Source organism: Paraburkholderia sp. HD33-4 (genome assembly GCF_021390635.1).
In the GTDB taxonomy this organism is placed as follows: domain Bacteria; phylum Pseudomonadota; class Gammaproteobacteria; order Burkholderiales; family Burkholderiaceae; genus Paraburkholderia.
Window position 1 is genome coordinate 1,528,854 of sequence record NZ_JAJEJS010000003.1, and the last position, 17,609, is coordinate 1,546,462.

Consider the following 17,609-nt stretch of genomic DNA (forward strand, 5'->3'; position numbering starts at 1 on the left):
CTGATCGTGAACAGCACGATGCATTGCGACGGCGACGCGCCAAAGCAGGACACGCGTACCAACGACAGTTTCGACGTCATCGTCATTGGTGCCGGCCTCGCCGGATGCACGGCCGCGCGTTTGTTCGCGTTGCAAGGCCTGCGCGTTGCGCTGGTTGAACACCACGCCGACATGGCATCGTTCAAGCAGTTATGCACCCATTTCATTCAGGCGTCGGCAACGCCAACGCTGCGGCGTCTGGGTCTCGACAAGCTGATCGAGGATGCAGGCGGAGTGCGCAACGGCGTCGATATCTGGACCCGCTATGGTTGGACCGGAGACATCGCTCCACTCGACGCCAGCGGCCAGCCCGTGTTCGGCTACAACATTCAGCGCCGCACGCTCGACCCGATCCTGCGGCAGCTGGCAGCGGACACCCCCGGCGTCACCACCCTGCTCGGTTACAGCCTGCGCGCGCTGGCGCGACGGGTCAACGCCAGTTGGGGAGTCGAACTCGCGGGAGCCACGCGCCGAGTGATTTCCGCCCAGCTGATAGTCGGCGCGGACGGCCGGAACTCGCCGCTGGCAGAGCTTGCCGGCGTCAAGTCCGCTTCCTCGGACAACTGCCGCTTCGGGGCGATTCGCGCTTACCGCAACGTGTCGCTCCGACGCGGAACCTGCTCGCAGATGTGGCTGCGCGGCCCGGAAACCGCCTACGTTTTTCCCAACGATGGCGGCGTGACGGTGATCGCCTACATGACGACCAAAGACAAGCTCGACGACTTTCGAGGCGACCCGAGCGAAGCACTCGAGAGAAACATGGCAACGTTTCCCGATGCTCCCGACCTGTCCGATGCCGAGCGGTTGGGCAATGCCCTGCTCGTCAAGGACTATCCGAACGTGTGGCGGCAACCTACCGTAGGCAACATCGCATTGATCGGCGACGCGTTGATGAGCATCGATCCTCTCTGGGGCGTGGGTTGCGGTTTCGCATTCCAGACGGCGGAGTGGCTGGTCGACACTCTCGTCCCGGATCTCAAACGGCATGTCCCGATCGCGGCCGCGTTGCACCGGTACGCGAGGCACGTTTCGCGGGAACTGAACGGGCATCGTTTTCTGATACTCGACTTCGCCCGCCGACACGGGCTGAACGCTGTCGAGAAGCTCACTTTCTGCGCCGCGGCGAGAGACCCTGCGGCATCGAGGCATCTACACGCATTTGGCGCACGTCTGATCGGTCCATCCCGATTCCTGTCGCCGCGCGCGCTGCTACACGCGACGTGGGTCGATCTGCTGCGTCCGGCGGCGCGCACTGCGCAGCCAGACGCTCCCGTATGAAGGGCAGGTTCGCATAGTTCCAACCAGCCACGCCGGAGACGCCATGGAACAAACATCGGTTCGCGTCGAAGGAATCCGCTCGCCGCTGTTGCAATCGGGCCGGCTGGATGCCGACGAGGCGGTGGTTTTCGTGCATGGCAACCCAGGATCGATTGCCGACTGGACGCGACTCGTGTCCGGCGTCGGCGAATTCGGCCGCGCCCTCGCGATGGACATGCCGGGCTTCGGCGCCGCGGACAAGCCCGATCATTTCGACTACAGCGTACCTGGCTACGCGCGCCATCTCGGTCTGCTGCTGGATGCATGCAGGGTTCGTCGCGCGCACCTTGTCATGCATGATTTTGGCGGCCCTTGGGGGCTCGCCTGGGCCGCTCAAAATCCTCATGCGGTGGCAAGTGTCACGTTGATCGACACGGGCGTTCTGCTCGGCTATCGCTGGCATTACCTGGCGCGTATCTGGCAAACGCGCTGGCTCGGCGAGCTCTTCATGGCCACGACGACGCGTGCGGGCATGCGGATCCTGTTGCGGCATGGCAATCCGCGCGGCTTACCGGCCGAATACGTCGATCAAACCTTCAATTGCTTCGATGCTGGCACCCGCCGCGCCGTACTCCAGCTTTACCGCAAGAGCCGCGAAACGAACGGCGTCATGGAGCGGCTCGCCGACGCGCTGCGGCCGTTGAATCTGCCCGCGCAGATCGTGTGGGGTGCTCACGATCCCTATATTTCCGTGAAATTCGCCGAGCGGCAGCGAGAGGTCTTTCCTCGTGCCGAGGTGTTGATTCTGTCGGACAGCGGCCATTGGCCATTCGTCGACAATCCCGACGCCGTTGCTGACACGCTCCTGCCGTTTTTGCGCCGGCAGCAGGATTCTCATTGAAGCGCCAATACGTTGAGCAGCGGTGCTCCGAAGGGGTAACGAGGGCTTATGGCCACCACGTCAGCAATCAATTCACCTTTCCGACAGGTCCGGGATCTTCCGTGTCCGAAGGGCCTGCCATTGCTCGGCAATCTGCATCAACTCCCTCCGACCAGATTCCATCTGGTGCTGGAAGGTTGGGCAGCGAAGCTTGGCTCACCGTACCGTTTCCAGATATGCAAAACGCCGGTGACCGTCTGGACCGACGCGGAGTTGTGCCAGTCGATCATGCGCGAGCGTCCACACCGGTATCGCAGGTACGCGTCACTGGAATCGGTACTCGAGGAGATCGGCTGCAACGGGCTCTTTTCCGCCGAGGGTGCCGCCTGGGAACCTCAACGCAAGCTTGTCATGCAGGCGCTATCCATTCCCCACGTCAAAGCCTTCTTTCCGACGCTCAAGGCGATTACCGAGCGCCTTCATACGCGCTGGCAAAGCGCGGCATCTCAGGGCCGCGACATCGAAATGACGGAAGAGCTCAAACGCTACACGGTGGACGTCACCAGCGCGCTGGCCTTCGGCGAGGATCCGAGAACCCTGGAAAGGGACCGTGGCGTCATTCAGGAACACCTGGCGCTGATCTTCCCCATGTTGATGAGCCGCGTCAACGCACCGTTCCCATACTGGCGATATCTTCGGCTGCCCCGAGACCGCAGGGTCGATCGTGCGTTGGTCGAAGTCCATCGCTACGTGCGGGACATGATGCAGCGCGCTCGCGAACGCATGCAAGCCGACCCCGCCGATTCGCCTCGCCATCTCCTCGAAGCGATGCTGACTATGCGCGACGCGCCTGACTCCACGATCACCGACGACCAGATCGCCGCCAATGTTCTTACACTGCTGCTTGCCGGGGAAGACACCACCGCCAATTCGATCGCGTGGACACTGATGTATCTGGCCAGCGATCAGCGACTGCAACAGCGTCTTGCCGCTACCGCACGGACCGCCTTCGGCGAAGCGCCTGTTTGCCCGGATTATTCTTTGCTGAAGGATCTGGATCTATTCGAAGCGGTATGCACGGAGACGGGCCGATTTCGTCCGGTCGCCGTCATCAATTCGTTCGAACCGCTTCAAGACGTGTGCGTTGCCGATGTCGCGCTGCCCGCGGGTACCAAGATGTTCTTTCTGAATCGGCCCGCGATGCTCGATGCACGCCATTTTTCACATCCCTGGCGGTTCGATCCCGATCGCTGGCTGCACGGCAAGACGCGCGAGGAAGAAACCCACGACCCACGCGCATATCTTCAATTCGGCGCCGGGCCTCGGGTCTGTCCTGGCCGCCACCTGGCCAGCGTAGAAATGCGGCTGGTGCTGTCGATGCTGATGAATCGCTTCTCTATTCAGATCGTTGGCGACCCGTCCGATATCAAAGAGGTTTCTGCATTTACGATGGTGCCGAGCACGATGCCTGTGCGATTGTCCATACGTGCGTAGCGCAAGCAGGTCGCGTAGGAAAGATCGAGCATGCCTGGGTGACGCCCAGCGACTACAGAAGCTGCTAGCGCTCGGCCCGCAGTACGGCAACAAAAGCGGAACAGTCGACTTCCAACGCAGTGTCCGATACCAATTAACCGTGCATCCATCCTTCGCGCCATTGCGTGCGCGACTCTGTCGGCCAGTGCCGCTTTCGACGCACATGCGAGCGTGGTGTTCGCTATTCTTCGTCGCCATGCTTCTACTGGGCATGCCGCGAGCGTCAGCCCAGGAACTCGAGCCGCGCGCGTACTCGCCCGCACCGGTAGGCACGAACTTCATCGGTCTCGCGTACTCGCGGCTGAGCGGACAGGTTCTCACCGACCCTTCGCTGCCCGTCAGCAACATCCACGCGGACATCAATACGGTTTCGCTCGGCTACGTCCACGTTTTCGACATCGCTGGATATGCGACGCAGCTTGCACTGCTTGCACCGTTCGTCAGCGGCGACGTGTCGGGCGACGTGCTCGATGCGGCGTCTCAGGTGCATCGCGCGGGGCTCGGTGACGTGCGCTTCAGGCTTGCCGTCGATCTTCTGGGCGGCCGTGCAATGACGCCGGAGGAGTTCGCGCGCCGCACCCCGGGGACGATCGTCGGCGCAAGCCTGTCGGTCGTCGCACCGACGGGACAATACGAGCCCGCGCACCTGGTCAACATCGGGACCAACCGCTGGGCGTTCAAACCCGAGTTCGGCATCTCCCAGCCCGTCGGCAACTGGTTTCTCGAAGCCACCGCCGGCGTCTGGCTATTCACGGACAACGACTCGTTTCTCGGCAACAAACGACGTAGTCAGGCACCGCTCGGCGCGCTGCAGCTTCACGCCGGATATACGTTCCGTCCGGGCCTGTGGATCGCCTTCGATGCGGGGTTTTTTACGGGTGGCGCGACCACCGTCAATGGCGTTGGCAACGACGACCGGCAAAGCAATACCCGCTACGGCGTCACGCTTGCGATACCCGTCGCCCGAGGCTGGTCGGCGAAACTGGCGGTATCGAACGGACTCATCGTCAGAGCGGGAGGTAACTACACAGCGATTTCGCTGGCGCTTCAATATCGCTGGTTCGATTGAAGCCAGCCGGTCTGACACGCTACACATGACCCGCAGGCGCTGAAATGGCTTCTCGATCGCATGCGGGGACGTAGGGACGCGGCAAACGGGTACCGGCGCTTTCATCACGACATCGTTCAGCACACGAAGTTCATGCGCTGCCGCCGTTGCGGGCCAACGTATCGCCGCCGTCGTTCGCTCAGCGTGACGCCCGCGGCGCCGGCCCGCCTACTCCACGGTCGTCGCCTGGATGCGGCCCTCGCGAATCGCACGAATGAACTCGCGATAATCCTGCCTGTTCTGGGAGCTGTAATCCGTCGCGAACTCGGTGATCGCATCGTCGAAAGTCTGGCCCGAGCCCATGTAGCCGGCGATCATCGCCGCGTCGCCGGAACGCGCATGCGCGCGCGCAAGCGCGTGCGCGCACGCCCGCCCGTACTGCCGGAGCATGCCCAGATCGAGCGCTTCGATCAGCACTGAAATTTTCATGTCGCGCAGTTGCCGGACATAAAAGTCACGGCCGTTCTGCCCACGAGTCCAGCCGAGAAAGACGTCGCTGGCCGACTGCATGATGCGCTGGCCGGCAATCACGCGTTGACCGTGATTCGGATGCCGGCTCTTGCCCGCATAAGGTTCGAGCACCGACGCTTTGGCTTCCTTGACCTGCAGGAACAACGGGTCGTTGTCACTCGCCATGAACAGACCCACGCCGCACATCGTGCCGACACTGCCGACGCCGACCACCTTGATCGCCATATCGACGAAATGAAACCGGTCGAATACGACGCGCACATGCTCGTCGAGGGTCTCACGATAGGTCGCGATCGCTTCCGCATACCCCTTCTCGAGACCGGGTGCCATTTCTTCAGTTGGATGGAAGATCAGCGGCGGCTCATCCTTGATTCGAGGCTGAGCGCCCTCCTCCGAGACGAGCTTCGGATACAGATGATCGGGAACGGTCTTGCGCCGCTCCACTTCGATTCTCTGCTCGATCCGCTTGCGCGCGGCTTCGACGATGGCGGGGTCTCCCGAGCGATCCGCATACTTTTGCAGGTCGATTTTGTCGTACCAGACATCGAGCACGCGCATGAACGCATAGTCATACATCCGCTCACGGTATTCGCGCACGAGATCGACGACGATGCGTGCCGTGTCGCTACGCGGCAATTCCAGATGCTCCGCCGCGATCACGACACTTGCCGCGAGCCGCTTCAGATCCCATTCGAACGGGGCTGGCAGCGTCTCATCCAGGTCGTTGATGTCGAAGATCACATTGCGCTCCGGCGTTGCAAAGCCGCCGAAGTTCATCAGGTGTGCGTCGCCGCATGCCTGTACGAACAGACCGCTGGTGGGCGTGGTCGCCAGATCAGCCGCCATCACGGCGGCCGCGCCGCGATAGAACGCAAACGGCGACGCCGCCATTCGACCGAAGCGAAGCGGAATCAGGTTCGGCAGGCGGCCCGCATTGGAGATTTCGAGCAGGCCGACTGGATCCTTGCGTTGCTTCGGCGATTTCCAGCCCGCCTGGGACGCTCGGGGCGTCGAATCGCGGATGGCCCGGCCTTGCGCGGCCCTCTCTTCCGGCGTTCGATATTGAGCCGCAGGCGCGTTTTTGTTGCCTGCTGTCTTGCGTGACACGGCTTTATCCATGATGTCTCCCGCCGGCATGAGCTTTGTCATGAAGCTAAAAGGATGCGCCCGAATACCGCTGCTACCTGCAACTCAAGATACGCAAGCGGTTGGCCGCCCTTTTTGACGCAAGTCAAGGTTGTTCAATGGCTACAGACGGGTCGCGAGATTCGGATCGTCGGAGGCCGCGGCATCGGTCAGCCTGATGTTCAGATCGTTCGCACCACGCTTGATGCAGATCAACCGCCATGCCCCATCGTGCGGCAGATTAATTGATGCGTATGTGGCGCGTCGAACAAGTCCGACACGTTTCTGTACTCCGCGCCCGTCGTGACGCGCGTCAAACGCTCTGTTCATCGCGCTGGAGTCGCAACCATGAATTCCGCCCCCCGAAAAGTCGTCATCGTCGGCGCCGGCATTGCCGGTCTGTGCGCCGCGGTTTATGCGCGCAAGTGCGGGTACGACGTCACCGTGCTCGAACAGAGCGAGCGCCCCGGCGGTCTCGCCACCAGCTGGCGGCGCGGCGACTATACGTTCGAGGCCTGTCTGCACTGGCTGCTCGGCTCGAATCCGGATGACCCCATGCACGCGCTATGGCGCGAAGTGTTCGACATCGACCGCCTGCACTTCGTCTATTCCGAAGAATGGGTGCGCGTGGAAAGCGAACGAGGCGACAGTCTGTCCATCTTCTCGAATCTCGAACGGCTCGAGGCGGAACTGCTGCGGCATGCACCGCGGGAGGAAACGCAAATCCGCCAGTTCGTGCATGCCGTGCGTAGCCTGAGCCGCTGCCCGCTGCCGTCGTTGAGCAGCGACTGGCGCGAACGCCTCGCGACTGGGCTGCACATGATTCCTCATTTGGCGCTTATGCAAAGCCTGTCGCGCATCAGTTGCGAAGCCTATGGCCACCGCTTCAACGACCGGCTGTTGCGCGGCTTTTTCGGTGAAGGAGACAACGCGCAGCTTGCGGTGGTAGCGCTCGTTTTCGCGCTCGCGTGGGTTGGCAATCGCAACGCCGGCTATCCGGCAGGAGGCTCGCAGGCGGTGATCGATCTGATCACTGAGAACCTGCAGCGCCTTGGCGGCGTGTTGCGCACCGGTGCCAGCGTCAAGCAGGTTCTCGTGGAAAACGACACGGCAATCGGTGTGCAACTCGACGACGGCGAGCGCATCGACGCTGACTGGGTCGTGTCCGCCGCCGACGGACACTCGACCGTCTACGATCTGCTCGACGGCCGGTACGTCGGACAGCGCATCGCCCAGGTCTATCGCACGTATCAACCCTTCCCTTCGTTCCTGCAGGTGAGCCTCGGCGTCGCGCGCGATCTTTCGCAGCAAGCCGGGTACGTGATGCGGCTGCTCGACGAGCCGCTGACTATCGACCCGCAAACCGTGCTGCATCAGATTGCCTTTCGGCTGTTCCACTACGATCCGACGTTCGCGCCCGCCGGCAAGACCGCCGTGACGTGCACGCTGCCGACCCGCAACGTGGAGTACTGGTCGCGCTTGAGCGAGCACGATCCGCAACGATATGAAGCGGAAAAGCGCCGCGTGGCGAACAGCGTGATCGCGATTTTCGACGAGCGCACGCCCGGCATGCGCGCCGCGATAGAAGTGGTCGACGTCTCGACGCCCGCCACCGTGGCCCGCTATACCCGCAACTGGCACGGCAGCATGGAAGGCTGGCTGCTCACTCCGCAGACGGGCTTGCGACCCTTGCCGTCGGCGTTGCCCGGGCTGCGGCGCTTCCTGATGATCGGCCAGTGGGTGATGCCGGGCGGCGGCCTGCCGTCCGGCCTGATTACCGCTCGGCGCGCGGTGCGTCGCATGTGCAGGCAGGACGGCATCGATTTCGTGCCGGACCGGCACGGCAAGTCTGCTAACACCGCCGACGGATTTCCGGCCTAGCCAGGCTCAGGGCGATGCCGGTTTGCGGTCTATACCGTTACCACGATCTTGCCGAACTGCCCGTTGGTTTCGAGGTAGCGGTGCGCGTCGACGATCTCGTCGAACGAAAAGCTGCGATCGATGACCGGCTTGAGTGCGCCGCTTTCGAGGCCCTTGAGCACGAACTCCACCGCGGCCTTTCGGCGCGTCGCGTCGCCACTCGTCAGCCAGATGTTGTGGGCCTTCACGGAAATCATTTTGGCGATCATCGGTAGCACCGGCAGCGTCGTAGCACGCTCGTCGAGCGCGCCGTACAGATACGCGATCCCCTGGAACGACAGCGCCGAGATCAGTTTCGCGAAGTTCGGCCCGCCGACCGGATCGAAAGCGACGCGCGCTCCCTTGCCATCCGTGATCCGCATGATCTCTTCGACCAGATCCGACTCGTCTGTCACGACCACGTGGGCAGCACCCGCTTCGAGCAACTGCTGCCGCTTGCCGGCATGACGCGTGAGCGCGATCGACGTCGCTCCCGCGTAATTCGCTAGCTGGATCGCCGCCAATCCAACGCTGCTCGAAGCGGCCGGTACGACGACAAAATCGCCGGCGCCGACCTTCGCATCTTCGATCAGCGCGCCATATGCGGTGACGAACATCATCCACACCGAGGCGGCCTCGGCGAAGGAAAGGGATTTCGGATGCCTGACGAGCGCATAGTCCGGCACGATGACGACTTCGCCGTAGGTGAAGTACTGGTTCATCGAGAACGACGGGATCACATTGACCTCGTCGCCGGGTGCGAAACCGGCGACGCCCTCGCCCACGGCATCAACGATGCCGGCCGCCTCGTACCCGAGCCCGGCCGGAAAGCGAACGGGCTCGATGTACTGGTCGATGCGCCACATCGATTCAGCGCGATTCAGACCGATCGCTTTCACGTTGATGCGAACTTCACCGCGGCTGGGGCCGCGGACCGATTCATCGACGAATCGCAGCACCTCGGGCGCACCGGCCTCGGCAAACCTGACAGTCCGTGACATCACTACCTCCTTGATCGATTGATGGGGGAGCACTGGGGAAATTACAACGGCGCTTGCGCGAGGGAATTCGATTGATAAGCGGGGAAATCCGCATCATGCTTTTGGATCGTGCGCAGGCGGGTCATCGGTGCCAGAACGACACGGTGCGTCAGCGAACAGGCGCCGAGCTTCGTCGGGGTGAACAAGTGTGCCATGGTCTTTCCTCGAGAGTTGCGGGACAAGTGGCGTGCAATCCGGTAGGGATCGACTCAAGGCATGGGGGACTTTGAATCCTGCCCGGTCCTGAATGCCGACTGTTCGTCGCGACGCCGTCTGATGAACAATCTAGCGATTCGCGACGAAAAGTAAAAAGACCTTGTGGGCTGGGCGGCATGCCTGTGAGGCATGGTTAGCAGATGTAGAGGGCTCGGGCTTTGTCGCCAGCGTGGCCCTGGTCAAGGACCGGGGAGTCGCGGCACTGTCTACCCACGGCAGGACAGCGGAACAACGCAATCGCCGCGTACGAAGCCGCGCAAGCACTTCACGGTTCGATCAGCTGATCCGTGCGCGACAGGAACAGTTCGAGGATCGGAGATCTGTTGGTGCGGTTGTAACCGATGACAAGATCGATCGTCGGTGGCTCGCCTTTGAGCGGCCGACTCGCGACCGACCACGGCAACAGCTTTTCCGCGTATGCGGGCAGCAATGCGACGCCACGCGTCGATGCGATCAGCGACATCGCCATCGTCAGGTTGTGCACACGATGTGCCGGCGTAATCTGCAGGTCGTTATCGGCGAGATACCGCTCGATCGCATCGCGCATCGGCCCCGCCACGTCCGATCCGCCGATGAACAGTTCATCCGCGAGCTCTCGAACATCGACCTTCTTGTGCGCCGTCAGACGATGATCGCTCGGCATCACGACGACGAAGGGCTCGGTTGCCACGGTGATGTATTCAAGTTCGGCGTGCCCGGACTCGGCACGCATGAAGGCGACGTCGAGCCGTCCCATCGATAGCCCCTCCGCGAGATCGGGAGAGTGCTCGCTCGACACGGTCATCTCGATGTTCTGCAGATCGCTCGCCAGTGCGAGGCTTGCCCGCGCGAGCCACGTGACTTCCTGACCGCTCAGGAATCCCACCGCAAGGGTGGGCTTCAACGGACGCGCTGCCCGGCGTGCCGCCTCGCGTGCGGCTTCGGCCTGCGCCAGCGCGAGGCGCGCGTGGTCGAGAAATGCCTTGCCGGCATCGGTCATCTCGATGCCGCGAGCCGTGCGTACGAGCAGTTGCGCCCCGACCTCGTATTCGAGGTCGCGGATCTGGCGACTCAGCGAGGGCTGACTTGTATGCAGGCGTTTTTCCGCCGCGACGGTCATGCTGCCTTCTTCGACCACCGCAATAAAGTATCTGAGGTGCCGTAGTTCCATGTCGGTCCCATGCTCGTCGGGTATGGCCACCAGCTTATAAAGTCTTTCCCCGACGAGCAAGCAGGTCCTATTGTTCACTGCGGATCGCGGCCCACAACTGAACGCGCGGTAGCATGTCGATTCGCAGGAATGCTCAATGAACACACTTGCCGCGAAGGTGCTGCATCGATGTGGCAACTGTCGTCCCAACCCTCAGGAGAAAGTCATGTCCGATGTCACCCCCACCAATGAGCGCCCGGTCAAGATCCCGGGCCCCGACCATCCGATCACCATCGCGCGCGGCGATTCGCGTGTCGTCGTCACGGTCGCGGGCCGGATAGTCGCCGATAGTCTCGATGCGCTGGTTCTTCGCGAGGCCAGCTACCCTGCCGTGTTTTACGTCCCGAGAAAGGACGTCGCGATGGCGTTGCTCGAACGTAGCGACCACTCGAGCTATTGCCCCTACAAAGGCGAGGCTTCGTACTACTCGATCCCAGCCGGTGGCGAGCGTTCAGTCAACGCCGTATGGACATACGAAGCCCCGTACGACGCGGTCTCGGCAATACGCGAATTGGTCGCGTTCTATCCCGACCGCGTCGACTCGATTGAAGAAACGCCTGCCTGAGCGGGCGGCCCGACTGTGAGCTGTATCGCTGCGCTCTCTGCGACCATAGAGGACGGCCCAGGCTCAGTGGCGTCTGCGTGGCGCGTGCCTCACCGTTCCGTCACGGTTGACTCGCACACGTATCGAACAGCACTTCCCTCACCCACCGATGCCCCGGCGAACGGTGCGTGCGCTCATGCCACGCCGCCGTCTTCGTGAAGCCGGGCACTTCGACTGGCGCATCGACGATGACGAGACCATCGCCCGGACGCACAAGGCGCCGTGGCACCACCGCGATCAGATCGGTGCATTGGAGAATGCGCGGCAACACCAGAAAGCTCGTTACCGACAACGCCACGCGTCGACTCTTGCCGAGCCGTGCGAGAGCCTCGTCCGTGACGCCGTGAAAACTGCCGCCGTCGTACGACACCAGTGCGTGATCGAGCGCGCAGAAGCGCTCGAGCGACAGCGCACCCGCTTGCGCGTCCGGATGACCTTCGCGCATGACGCAGACATAGCGCTCTTCGAACAGCGTGCGCGCGTGCAGGTCCGCAGGCGCCGAATCGGGCGTGATCAGTGCGAGGTCGACATCGCCGCGCTCGAAGAGCGGCTGCAGAGGCTGGCTCTGCACCGGCACCACAGCCACGCGCACACGTGGCGCGAGCGTGCGCAGACGCGCGAGAAACGGCACGACCACGACCTGCAGCGCGTAGTCCGTCGCGGCGATCGACAGCGTAAGCTCGGCGCTCGCGGGATCGAACGCCTGCGGCCGCAACATCGTGTCGATGTCGCTCAGGACCTGCTTGAGCGGCCCGGCGAGTTCGAGCGCGCGCTCGGTCGGCACGATGCCGCGCTGCGTGCGCACGAACAGCGGATCGTCGAAGCTCTCGCGCAAGCGCGTGAGCATGCCGCTGACGGCCGGCTGCGTCAGTGCGAGACGCCGCGCCACGCGCGTGACGTTACGTTCGTCGAGCAGCGCATCGAGCGTGCGCAACAGGTTCAGGTCGATGTTTCTGATATCAGATTGCATGATGGCTGAGATCATGACATGCAATTGGATTTATTTCAGCGCGACCGCCATCATGTGCGGCATGGATCGATAACTGGAGCAATCTCATGCATCACATCATCTGGCCCGAAGGCTATGTGCCGGGCTTCTCCGACAATTTCGCATCGAACGAAATGATCGTGGCGGGTCTCGCCGTCGCCGACGTTTGGCCGCAACTCGACGACACCGGCGCCTGGCCGACCTACTACAGCAACGCGTCCGACATCCGCTTCCACGATGGCACCGGCCCCCGTCTTTCGGCCGGCGCGCGCTTTCGCTTCACGACCTTCGGTTTTGCGGTCGAAGCGGAAGTCACGGAATACGTGCCGCCTGCCGACGGTCAGCCTGCGCGGGTCGCGTGGCACGGCTGGGTCGAAGGCGATGCCGATGCGCGGCTGGACGTGCATCACGCGTGGCTGCTAGAGGATTTGCCGGGCAAACGCGTTCGCATTCTCACGCAGGAGACGCAGAACGGCGCGCCCGCGAAACAACTCGCGGCGACGCGCCCCAATCCGATGATCAACGGCCATCAGGAGTGGCTCGACGGCATGATCGCGGCGGCGCGCCGGTGACGCTCGACCGCGGCCGAATTGGCCGTGGTCCGGCTCAGACTCTCTCAACAGGAAATCCCCTGGTCGTCGGGTTTCATGGCGTCGATCGCCGTCCGCGTGCGGTGCGCAGTGCAGCTTCCCGTGGCGACCGCGTGGGGTATGGACGAGCCGGCGCAGGCGCAACTCGCAATCGGCACGCAGCAACTCGAGCTCGCGATGATGGGCCACGCGCAACTTGCCGATCCGCGCAATCCGTTCCGCGCGGCGCGTGAACTGAAGGCGAAGGCGTCAGCGCTACCGCCTGATCAGTACGGCTGTTGGCTTGGCCGCCATCCTGGTCCGCAGAACGGCGATCCGGTCGAGTGGAGCGTACGGGCGTCAATGAGCAACTGTCTTACCAGTCAAGCCGTGTGGATGGACTCATCCCACGGCTTTCCTGCTTTTGCGATGGCATTGAGGAGGGTCAGCGGCTTTCGCATGCAGGCAACGAGGGCCATCTCGTTCGGCTTACGCTGAATGCCTTCCTCGCTTCGCAACGACCCATCGCGCAAGTCGGTCCTGAGCTTAGCCTTGAGCGCGGCACCATGCGTATCCCTTCTCCTGCCGCACGGGCGCCTCGAATTCGCCATAGCCTTTCTTGCTCGTTAGCTCTGCTCCCCGGCCCATTCCCTGCCGCGCCCCTAACGTGTGCCCAAGGGTATCCCCGATGCTATTTCGCATGCTCATCGAAAGATAAATTCAATTGACCGACCGGTCGGTTAATTTATACTGCGTCACATTGCCACTCTTTCTGGATGGTGCCGATGTACACGCAATCCCTCGATATCCCCGGCAACGTCGCCCCGCTGGACGCGGACGCGAATTCGCCCGAACAGGCGCGCTTTGACGCGGTCATGGCCGCCGACGGCAAGATCGAGCCGCAGGACTGGATGCCCGACGCCTACCGCAAAACGCTGGTGCGGCAGATCTCACAGCATGCGCACTCGGAGATCGTCGGCATGCTGCCCGAGGGCAACTGGATCACCCGCGCGCCGAGCCTCAAGCGCAAGGCGATCCTGATCGCCAAGGCGCAGGACGAAGCCGGCCACGGCCTCTATCTGTACAGCGCCGCCGAAACGCTGGGCGTCTCGCGCGACCAGCTGATCGACGCACTGCATGCCGGCAAGGCCAAGTATTCGAGCATCTTCAACTACCCGACGCCCACCTGGGCCGACGTCGGCGTGATCGGCTGGCTGGTCGACGGCGCGGCGATCATGAACCAGATCCCGCTGTGCCGCTGCACCTACGGCCCGTACGCCCGCGCAATGATCCGCATCTGCAAGGAAGAGTCGTTCCACCAGCGCCAGGGGTTCGACGCGCTGCTCGCGATGATGGCCGGCACCGACGCGCAGCGTGAACTGGTGCAGCAGGCGGTGAACCGCTGGTGGTGGCCGGTGCTGATGATGTTCGGCCCGAGCGACAAGGATTCGGTGCACAGCAACCAGTCGGCGCAATGGGGCATCAAGCGCATCACCAACGACGACCTGCGCCAGAAGTTCGTCGACGCGACCGTCGAGCAGGCCAAGGTGCTCGGCGTCACGCTGCCCGATGCGGACCTCAAATGGAATGAGGCGCGTGGCCACTACGACTACGGCGACATCGACTGGGAAGAGTTCTGGCGCGTCGTCAATGGCGACGGCCCGTGCAACCGTGAGCGCCTCGCGACCCGCGTGAAGGCCCATGAAGACGGCGCCTGGGTGCGCGAAGCCGCGCTCGCCCATGCGGAAAAACAGCGCCAGCGCGCGCAGCAGCACGCCGCCTGAGCGGCACGGCGCGGTTGCCGACAGATCAGCGAAAGTCAGGAATCAGGAGATCAGCAAATGAACAAGGAATGGCCGATTTGGGAAGTGTTCGTGCGCAGCAAGCAGGGACTCGACCACAAGCACTGCGGCAGTCTGCACGCCGCCGACGCGCCGATGGCGCTGCGCATGGCGCGCGACGTCTACACGCGCCGCCAGGAAGGCGTGAGCATCTGGGTGGTGCCGTCCTCGGCGATCACGGCCTCGGCGCCCGACGAGAAGGCGGAGCTGTTCGAACCGGCGGGCGACAAGATCTATCGCCACCCGACGTTCTACACGCTCCCCGACGAAGTCAACCACATGTAAGCGCGGCCATGACCACTATGTCCACTACGTCAGTTACGCCCGAACATCTGCAGTACGTGCTGCGCCTCGCCGATACCGCGCTGATCCTCGGTCAGCGCAACACCGAGTGGTGCGGCCACGGCCCGATCCTCGAAGAGGACATCGCGCTGTCGAACATGAGCCTCGACCTGATCGGCCAGGCGCGCCTGCTGTACACGCATGCGGCCGCGCTCGAACAGCAGCTCACCGGCCGTCAGCGCAGCGAAGACGACTACGCGTACTTCCGCGCCGAGCGCGAATTCGCCAACTACACGCTCGCCGAGCTGCCGCACTACGGGCCGCTCGCCGGCACCGCGCAGGCGCAGAAGGATTACGCGGTCACGATCGTGCGCAACTTCCTGTATTCGGCGCTGATGCTGCATCTGTGGAGCGCGCTGACCACCTCCACCGACGGGCAGCTCGCCGCGATCGCCGCGAAGTCGATCAAGGAAACGCAGTACCACGTGCATCACGCGAGCGAGTGGCTGATCCGTTTCGGCGACGGCACCGACGAATCGCACCGTCGCGCGCAGGCCGCGCTCGACTACCTGATGCCGTACACGTACGAGTTCTTCAGCGCGGACGCGGTGGAAGACGCGATTGCCGCGGCCGGCATCGGCCCGCGCACCTCGGCGCTGGAAGCCGCGTGGCTCGACGACGTGCGCGCCACGCTCGACGCGGCCACGCTGACGCTGCCCGCGGCGCTGCGCCACGTGAGCACCGGCAAGCACGGCGAGCATTCGGAGCACATGGGTTTCGTGCTCGCCGAAATGCAGAGCCTTGCGCGCCAGCATCCGGGCGCCAGCTGGTAAGCCCGCGATGACGACCTCGAGCGCCCCGCAGCCCCCGTACCCCACCGCGACCATGACCCACGCCACGATGGACACCACGACCGACGCCACGCTCACCCGCGCATGGAGCGTCCTCGAAGCGGTACCCGACCCGGAGATCCCGGTGGTCTCGATCCGCGAACTGGGCATCCTGCGCGACGTACGACGCGCGGCGGACGGCGCGCTTGAAGTCGTGATCACGCCGACCTACTCGGGCTGCCCGGCGATGTCGCAGATTGCCGAAGACATCGGCCGTGCGCTCGAGGCCGCCGGGCTCACGCGCTACCGCGTCGCCACCGTGCTCGCGCCGGCGTGGACTACCGACTGGATCACCGCTGAAGCCCGCGAAAAACTGCGCGTCTACGGCATCGCGCCGCCGACGGGCAACTGCGGCTCAGGCGCCAGCGTACAAACCGCGCCGCAGGAAAAAGTGCTGCGCTTCGTGCCGCGCAAGCTGCCCGCACCGTCGTGCCCACGCTGCGGCTCGGCGCATACCGCCCTGCTCGCGCAATTCGGCTCGACCGCCTGCAAGGCCCTGTATCGCTGCCTCGACTGCCGCGAACCCTTCGACTACTTCAAACCGTACTGATATGGCCACCCCGCAATTCCATCCGCTGCGTATCCGCGAAGTGCGTCCCGAAACTGCCGATGCCGTGTCGGTCGCCTTCGAAGTCCCGCCCGAACTGCGCGACCAGTATCGCTTCACGCAGGGGCAGTTCGTCACGCTGAAGACGCATATCGACGGTGAGGAGACGCGCCGCTCGTATTCGATCTGCGTGGGTGTCACCGACTACGATCGCGACGGCGAGTTGCGCATCGGCATCAAGCGCGTGCGCGGCGGGCGTTTCTCGAACTTCGCGTTCGACACGCTGCAGCCCGGCCACACGATCGACGTGATGACGCCGGACGGCCGCTTCTTCACGCACCTGAACGCGCAACAGGGTCAGCAGTACCTCGCGTTCTCGGGCGGCTCGGGCATCACGCCGGTGCTCGCGATCATCAAGACGACGCTCGAAGTCGAGCCGCGCAGCACCTTCACGCTGGTGTACGGCAACCGTAGCGTCGACCAGATCATGTTCGCCGAGGAGCTCGAAGACCTGAAGAACCGCTTCATGAACCGCTTCGTGCTGTACCACGTGCTGTCGGACGATCTGCAGGACGTCGAACTGTTCAACGGTGTGCTCGACCAGCCGAAATGCGCGGCGTTCATCGAGCAGTTGCTGCCGGCCGACGCGATCGACGAAGCGTTCATCTGCGGCCCCGCGCCGATGATGGACGCGGCCGAAGCCGCGCTGAAAGCGGCCGGCGTGCCGCAGGCGAAGGTGCACGTCGAGCGCTTTGGCTCACCGCTGCCGCAGGCGGGCGTGCCGCCCGTCGAGATCAGCGCGGACACGCCCGCGGCCGACCTCGAGATCGTGCTCGACGGCAAGCGGCGCAAGCTGCGCCTGCCTTATGAGGGCGTGAGCGTGCTCGACGTCGGGCTGCGTGCCGGTCTCGCGCTGCCGTATGCGTGCAAGGGCGGTGTGTGCTGCACCTGCCGCGCGAAGGTGCTCGAGGGCGAAGTGAAGATGGAAAAGAACTACACGCTCGAAGAACACGAGATCCGCGACGGCTTCGTGCTGACGTGTCAGTGTCATCCGGTTAGCGACAAGGTCGTCGTGAGTTACGACGAACGATAAGCGCCAGCGCGTCACACCCCTGCTTTCGATCAAGGTTC

The 17,609-nt window shown here is 63.5% G+C and carries 17 protein-coding genes and 1 pseudogene; 12 read left to right on the forward strand and 6 right to left on the reverse strand.

What is annotated here, in order from left to right:
• Positions 1 to 6: 6 nt before the first annotated feature.
• The 4 genes from L0U84_RS41485 (at position 7) to L0U84_RS41500 (ending at position 4,778) form a co-directional block, all read left to right on the forward strand.
• On the forward strand, positions 7 to 1,317 hold the full coding sequence (locus tag L0U84_RS41485) for an NAD(P)/FAD-dependent oxidoreductase (RefSeq protein ID WP_233859615.1): 1,311 nt from the start codon (positions 7 to 9) through the stop codon (positions 1,315 to 1,317).
• Positions 1,318 to 1,360: 43 nt separating this feature from the next.
• Entirely contained in the window at positions 1,361 to 2,197 is an 837-nt protein-coding gene (locus L0U84_RS41490; protein WP_233859616.1) for an alpha/beta fold hydrolase, read from the forward strand.
• A gap of 48 nt (positions 2,198 to 2,245) precedes the next feature.
• Entirely contained in the window at positions 2,246 to 3,670 is a 1,425-nt protein-coding gene (locus L0U84_RS41495) for a cytochrome P450 (RefSeq protein WP_233859618.1), read from the forward strand.
• A 250-nt stretch (positions 3,671 to 3,920) separates the two neighbouring features.
• Positions 3,921 to 4,778, forward strand: a complete 858-nt coding sequence (locus L0U84_RS41500) for a transporter (RefSeq protein ID WP_233859619.1) — start codon at positions 3,921 to 3,923, stop codon at positions 4,776 to 4,778.
• 207 nt (positions 4,779 to 4,985) lie between these two features.
• Here the strand turns inward: L0U84_RS41500 and L0U84_RS41505 are convergent, their stop codons facing one another.
• Entirely contained in the window at positions 4,986 to 6,407 is a 1,422-nt protein-coding gene (locus tag L0U84_RS41505) for a DUF2252 domain-containing protein (RefSeq protein WP_233859620.1), read from the reverse strand.
• Positions 6,408 to 6,716: 309 nt separating this feature from the next.
• Here L0U84_RS41505 and L0U84_RS41510 point away from each other — a divergent pair, with 309 nt between their 5' ends.
• Positions 6,717 to 8,294 (forward strand): phytoene desaturase family protein, encoded by a 1,578-nt coding sequence (locus tag L0U84_RS41510; RefSeq protein WP_326491248.1) that lies wholly within the window; start codon positions 6,717 to 6,719, stop codon positions 8,292 to 8,294.
• Positions 8,295 to 8,323: 29 nt separating this feature from the next.
• Here the strand turns inward: L0U84_RS41510 and L0U84_RS41515 are convergent, their stop codons facing one another.
• The 3 genes from L0U84_RS41515 to L0U84_RS41525 all read right to left on the reverse strand — a co-directional run bounded on the left by L0U84_RS41515 (position 8,324) and on the right by L0U84_RS41525 (position 10,718).
• Positions 8,324 to 9,313, reverse strand: a complete 990-nt coding sequence (locus tag L0U84_RS41515; RefSeq protein ID WP_233859622.1) for a zinc-dependent alcohol dehydrogenase family protein — start codon at positions 9,311 to 9,313, stop codon at positions 8,324 to 8,326.
• A gap of 41 nt (positions 9,314 to 9,354) precedes the next feature.
• On the reverse strand, positions 9,355 to 9,498 hold the full coding sequence (locus tag L0U84_RS41520; protein ID WP_233859623.1) for a hypothetical protein: 144 nt from the start codon (positions 9,496 to 9,498) through the stop codon (positions 9,355 to 9,357).
• Positions 9,499 to 9,833: 335 nt separating this feature from the next.
• On the reverse strand, positions 9,834 to 10,718 hold the full coding sequence (locus L0U84_RS41525; protein ID WP_233859625.1) for a LysR family transcriptional regulator: 885 nt from the start codon (positions 10,716 to 10,718) through the stop codon (positions 9,834 to 9,836).
• A gap of 205 nt (positions 10,719 to 10,923) precedes the next feature.
• Here L0U84_RS41525 and L0U84_RS41530 point away from each other — a divergent pair, with 205 nt between their 5' ends.
• Complete coding sequence (locus tag L0U84_RS41530) at positions 10,924 to 11,322, forward strand: DUF427 domain-containing protein (RefSeq protein ID WP_233859627.1); 399 nt, start codon at positions 10,924 to 10,926, stop codon at positions 11,320 to 11,322.
• A gap of 100 nt (positions 11,323 to 11,422) precedes the next feature.
• On the opposite strand, the gene L0U84_RS41535 is transcribed toward L0U84_RS41530, so the two are convergent.
• Entirely contained in the window at positions 11,423 to 12,331 is a 909-nt protein-coding gene (locus tag L0U84_RS41535; RefSeq protein WP_233859629.1) for a LysR family transcriptional regulator, read from the reverse strand.
• 86 nt (positions 12,332 to 12,417) lie between these two features.
• On the opposite strand from L0U84_RS41535, the gene L0U84_RS41540 reads away from it, so the two are divergent.
• Positions 12,418 to 12,921 (forward strand): SRPBCC domain-containing protein, encoded by a 504-nt coding sequence (locus tag L0U84_RS41540; RefSeq protein ID WP_233859631.1) that lies wholly within the window; start codon positions 12,418 to 12,420, stop codon positions 12,919 to 12,921.
• Between the two features lie 380 nt (positions 12,922 to 13,301).
• Here L0U84_RS41540 and L0U84_RS41545 read toward each other — a convergent pair.
• A pseudogene (locus L0U84_RS41545) lies at positions 13,302 to 13,409 on the reverse strand (IS110 family transposase); the annotation flags it as partial.
• A 294-nt stretch (positions 13,410 to 13,703) separates the two neighbouring features.
• Here L0U84_RS41545 and paaA point away from each other — a divergent pair.
• From paaA to paaE, 5 genes are read left to right on the forward strand one after another with little or no spacing between them, the layout of a single operon-like run.
• On the forward strand, positions 13,704 to 14,702 hold the full coding sequence (gene paaA / locus L0U84_RS41550) for a 1,2-phenylacetyl-CoA epoxidase subunit PaaA (RefSeq protein ID WP_233851600.1): 999 nt from the start codon (positions 13,704 to 13,706) through the stop codon (positions 14,700 to 14,702).
• A 57-nt stretch (positions 14,703 to 14,759) separates the two neighbouring features.
• A complete protein-coding gene (gene paaB / locus L0U84_RS41555) occupies positions 14,760 to 15,044 on the forward strand; it encodes a 1,2-phenylacetyl-CoA epoxidase subunit PaaB (protein WP_013090772.1) in 285 nt (94 codons plus the stop codon).
• Between the two features lie 17 nt (positions 15,045 to 15,061).
• On the forward strand, positions 15,062 to 15,874 hold the full coding sequence (gene paaC, locus L0U84_RS41560; protein WP_233851601.1) for a 1,2-phenylacetyl-CoA epoxidase subunit PaaC: 813 nt from the start codon (positions 15,062 to 15,064) through the stop codon (positions 15,872 to 15,874).
• A 7-nt stretch (positions 15,875 to 15,881) separates the two neighbouring features.
• Entirely contained in the window at positions 15,882 to 16,481 is a 600-nt protein-coding gene (paaD, locus tag L0U84_RS41565) for a 1,2-phenylacetyl-CoA epoxidase subunit PaaD (RefSeq protein ID WP_442794015.1), read from the forward strand.
• 1 nt (position 16,482) lies between these two features.
• The gene (gene paaE, locus L0U84_RS41570) at positions 16,483 to 17,571 is read left to right on the forward strand and encodes a 1,2-phenylacetyl-CoA epoxidase subunit PaaE (RefSeq protein WP_233851603.1); all 1,089 of its coding nucleotides are present in this window, start codon (positions 16,483 to 16,485) and stop codon (positions 17,569 to 17,571) included.
• Positions 17,572 to 17,609: the final 38 nt, after the last annotated feature.

What these genes read in the sequence shown, in the direction of transcription:
- L0U84_RS41490 (WP_233859616.1), top strand. Translation starts at nt 1,361, where the DNA reads ATGGAACAAACATCGGTTCGCGTCGAAGGAATCCGCTCGCCGCTGTTG.
- L0U84_RS41495 (WP_233859618.1), top strand. Translation starts at nt 2,246, where the DNA reads ATGGCCACCACGTCAGCAATCAATTCACCTTTCCGACAGGTCCGGGAT.
- L0U84_RS41500 (WP_233859619.1), top strand. Translation starts at nt 3,921, where the DNA reads ATGCCGCGAGCGTCAGCCCAGGAACTCGAGCCGCGCGCGTACTCGCCC.
- L0U84_RS41505 (WP_233859620.1), bottom strand. Translation starts at nt 6,407, where the DNA reads ATGGATAAAGCCGTGTCACGCAAGACAGCAGGCAACAAAAACGCGCCT.
- L0U84_RS41515 (WP_233859622.1), bottom strand. Translation starts at nt 9,313, where the DNA reads ATGTCACGGACTGTCAGGTTTGCCGAGGCCGGTGCGCCCGAGGTGCTG.
- L0U84_RS41525 (WP_233859625.1), bottom strand. Translation starts at nt 10,718, where the DNA reads ATGGAACTACGGCACCTCAGATACTTTATTGCGGTGGTCGAAGAAGGC.
- L0U84_RS41530 (WP_233859627.1), top strand. Translation starts at nt 10,924, where the DNA reads ATGTCCGATGTCACCCCCACCAATGAGCGCCCGGTCAAGATCCCGGGC.
- L0U84_RS41535 (WP_233859629.1), bottom strand. Translation starts at nt 12,331, where the DNA reads ATGCAATCTGATATCAGAAACATCGACCTGAACCTGTTGCGCACGCTC.
- L0U84_RS41540 (WP_233859631.1), top strand. Translation starts at nt 12,418, where the DNA reads ATGCATCACATCATCTGGCCCGAAGGCTATGTGCCGGGCTTCTCCGAC.
- paaA (WP_233851600.1), top strand. Translation starts at nt 13,704, where the DNA reads ATGTACACGCAATCCCTCGATATCCCCGGCAACGTCGCCCCGCTGGAC.
- paaB (WP_013090772.1), top strand. Translation starts at nt 14,760, where the DNA reads ATGAACAAGGAATGGCCGATTTGGGAAGTGTTCGTGCGCAGCAAGCAG.
- paaC (WP_233851601.1), top strand. Translation starts at nt 15,062, where the DNA reads ATGTCCACTACGTCAGTTACGCCCGAACATCTGCAGTACGTGCTGCGC.
- paaD (WP_442794015.1), top strand. Translation starts at nt 15,882, where the DNA reads ATGACGACCTCGAGCGCCCCGCAGCCCCCGTACCCCACCGCGACCATG.
- paaE (WP_233851603.1), top strand. Translation starts at nt 16,483, where the DNA reads ATGGCCACCCCGCAATTCCATCCGCTGCGTATCCGCGAAGTGCGTCCC.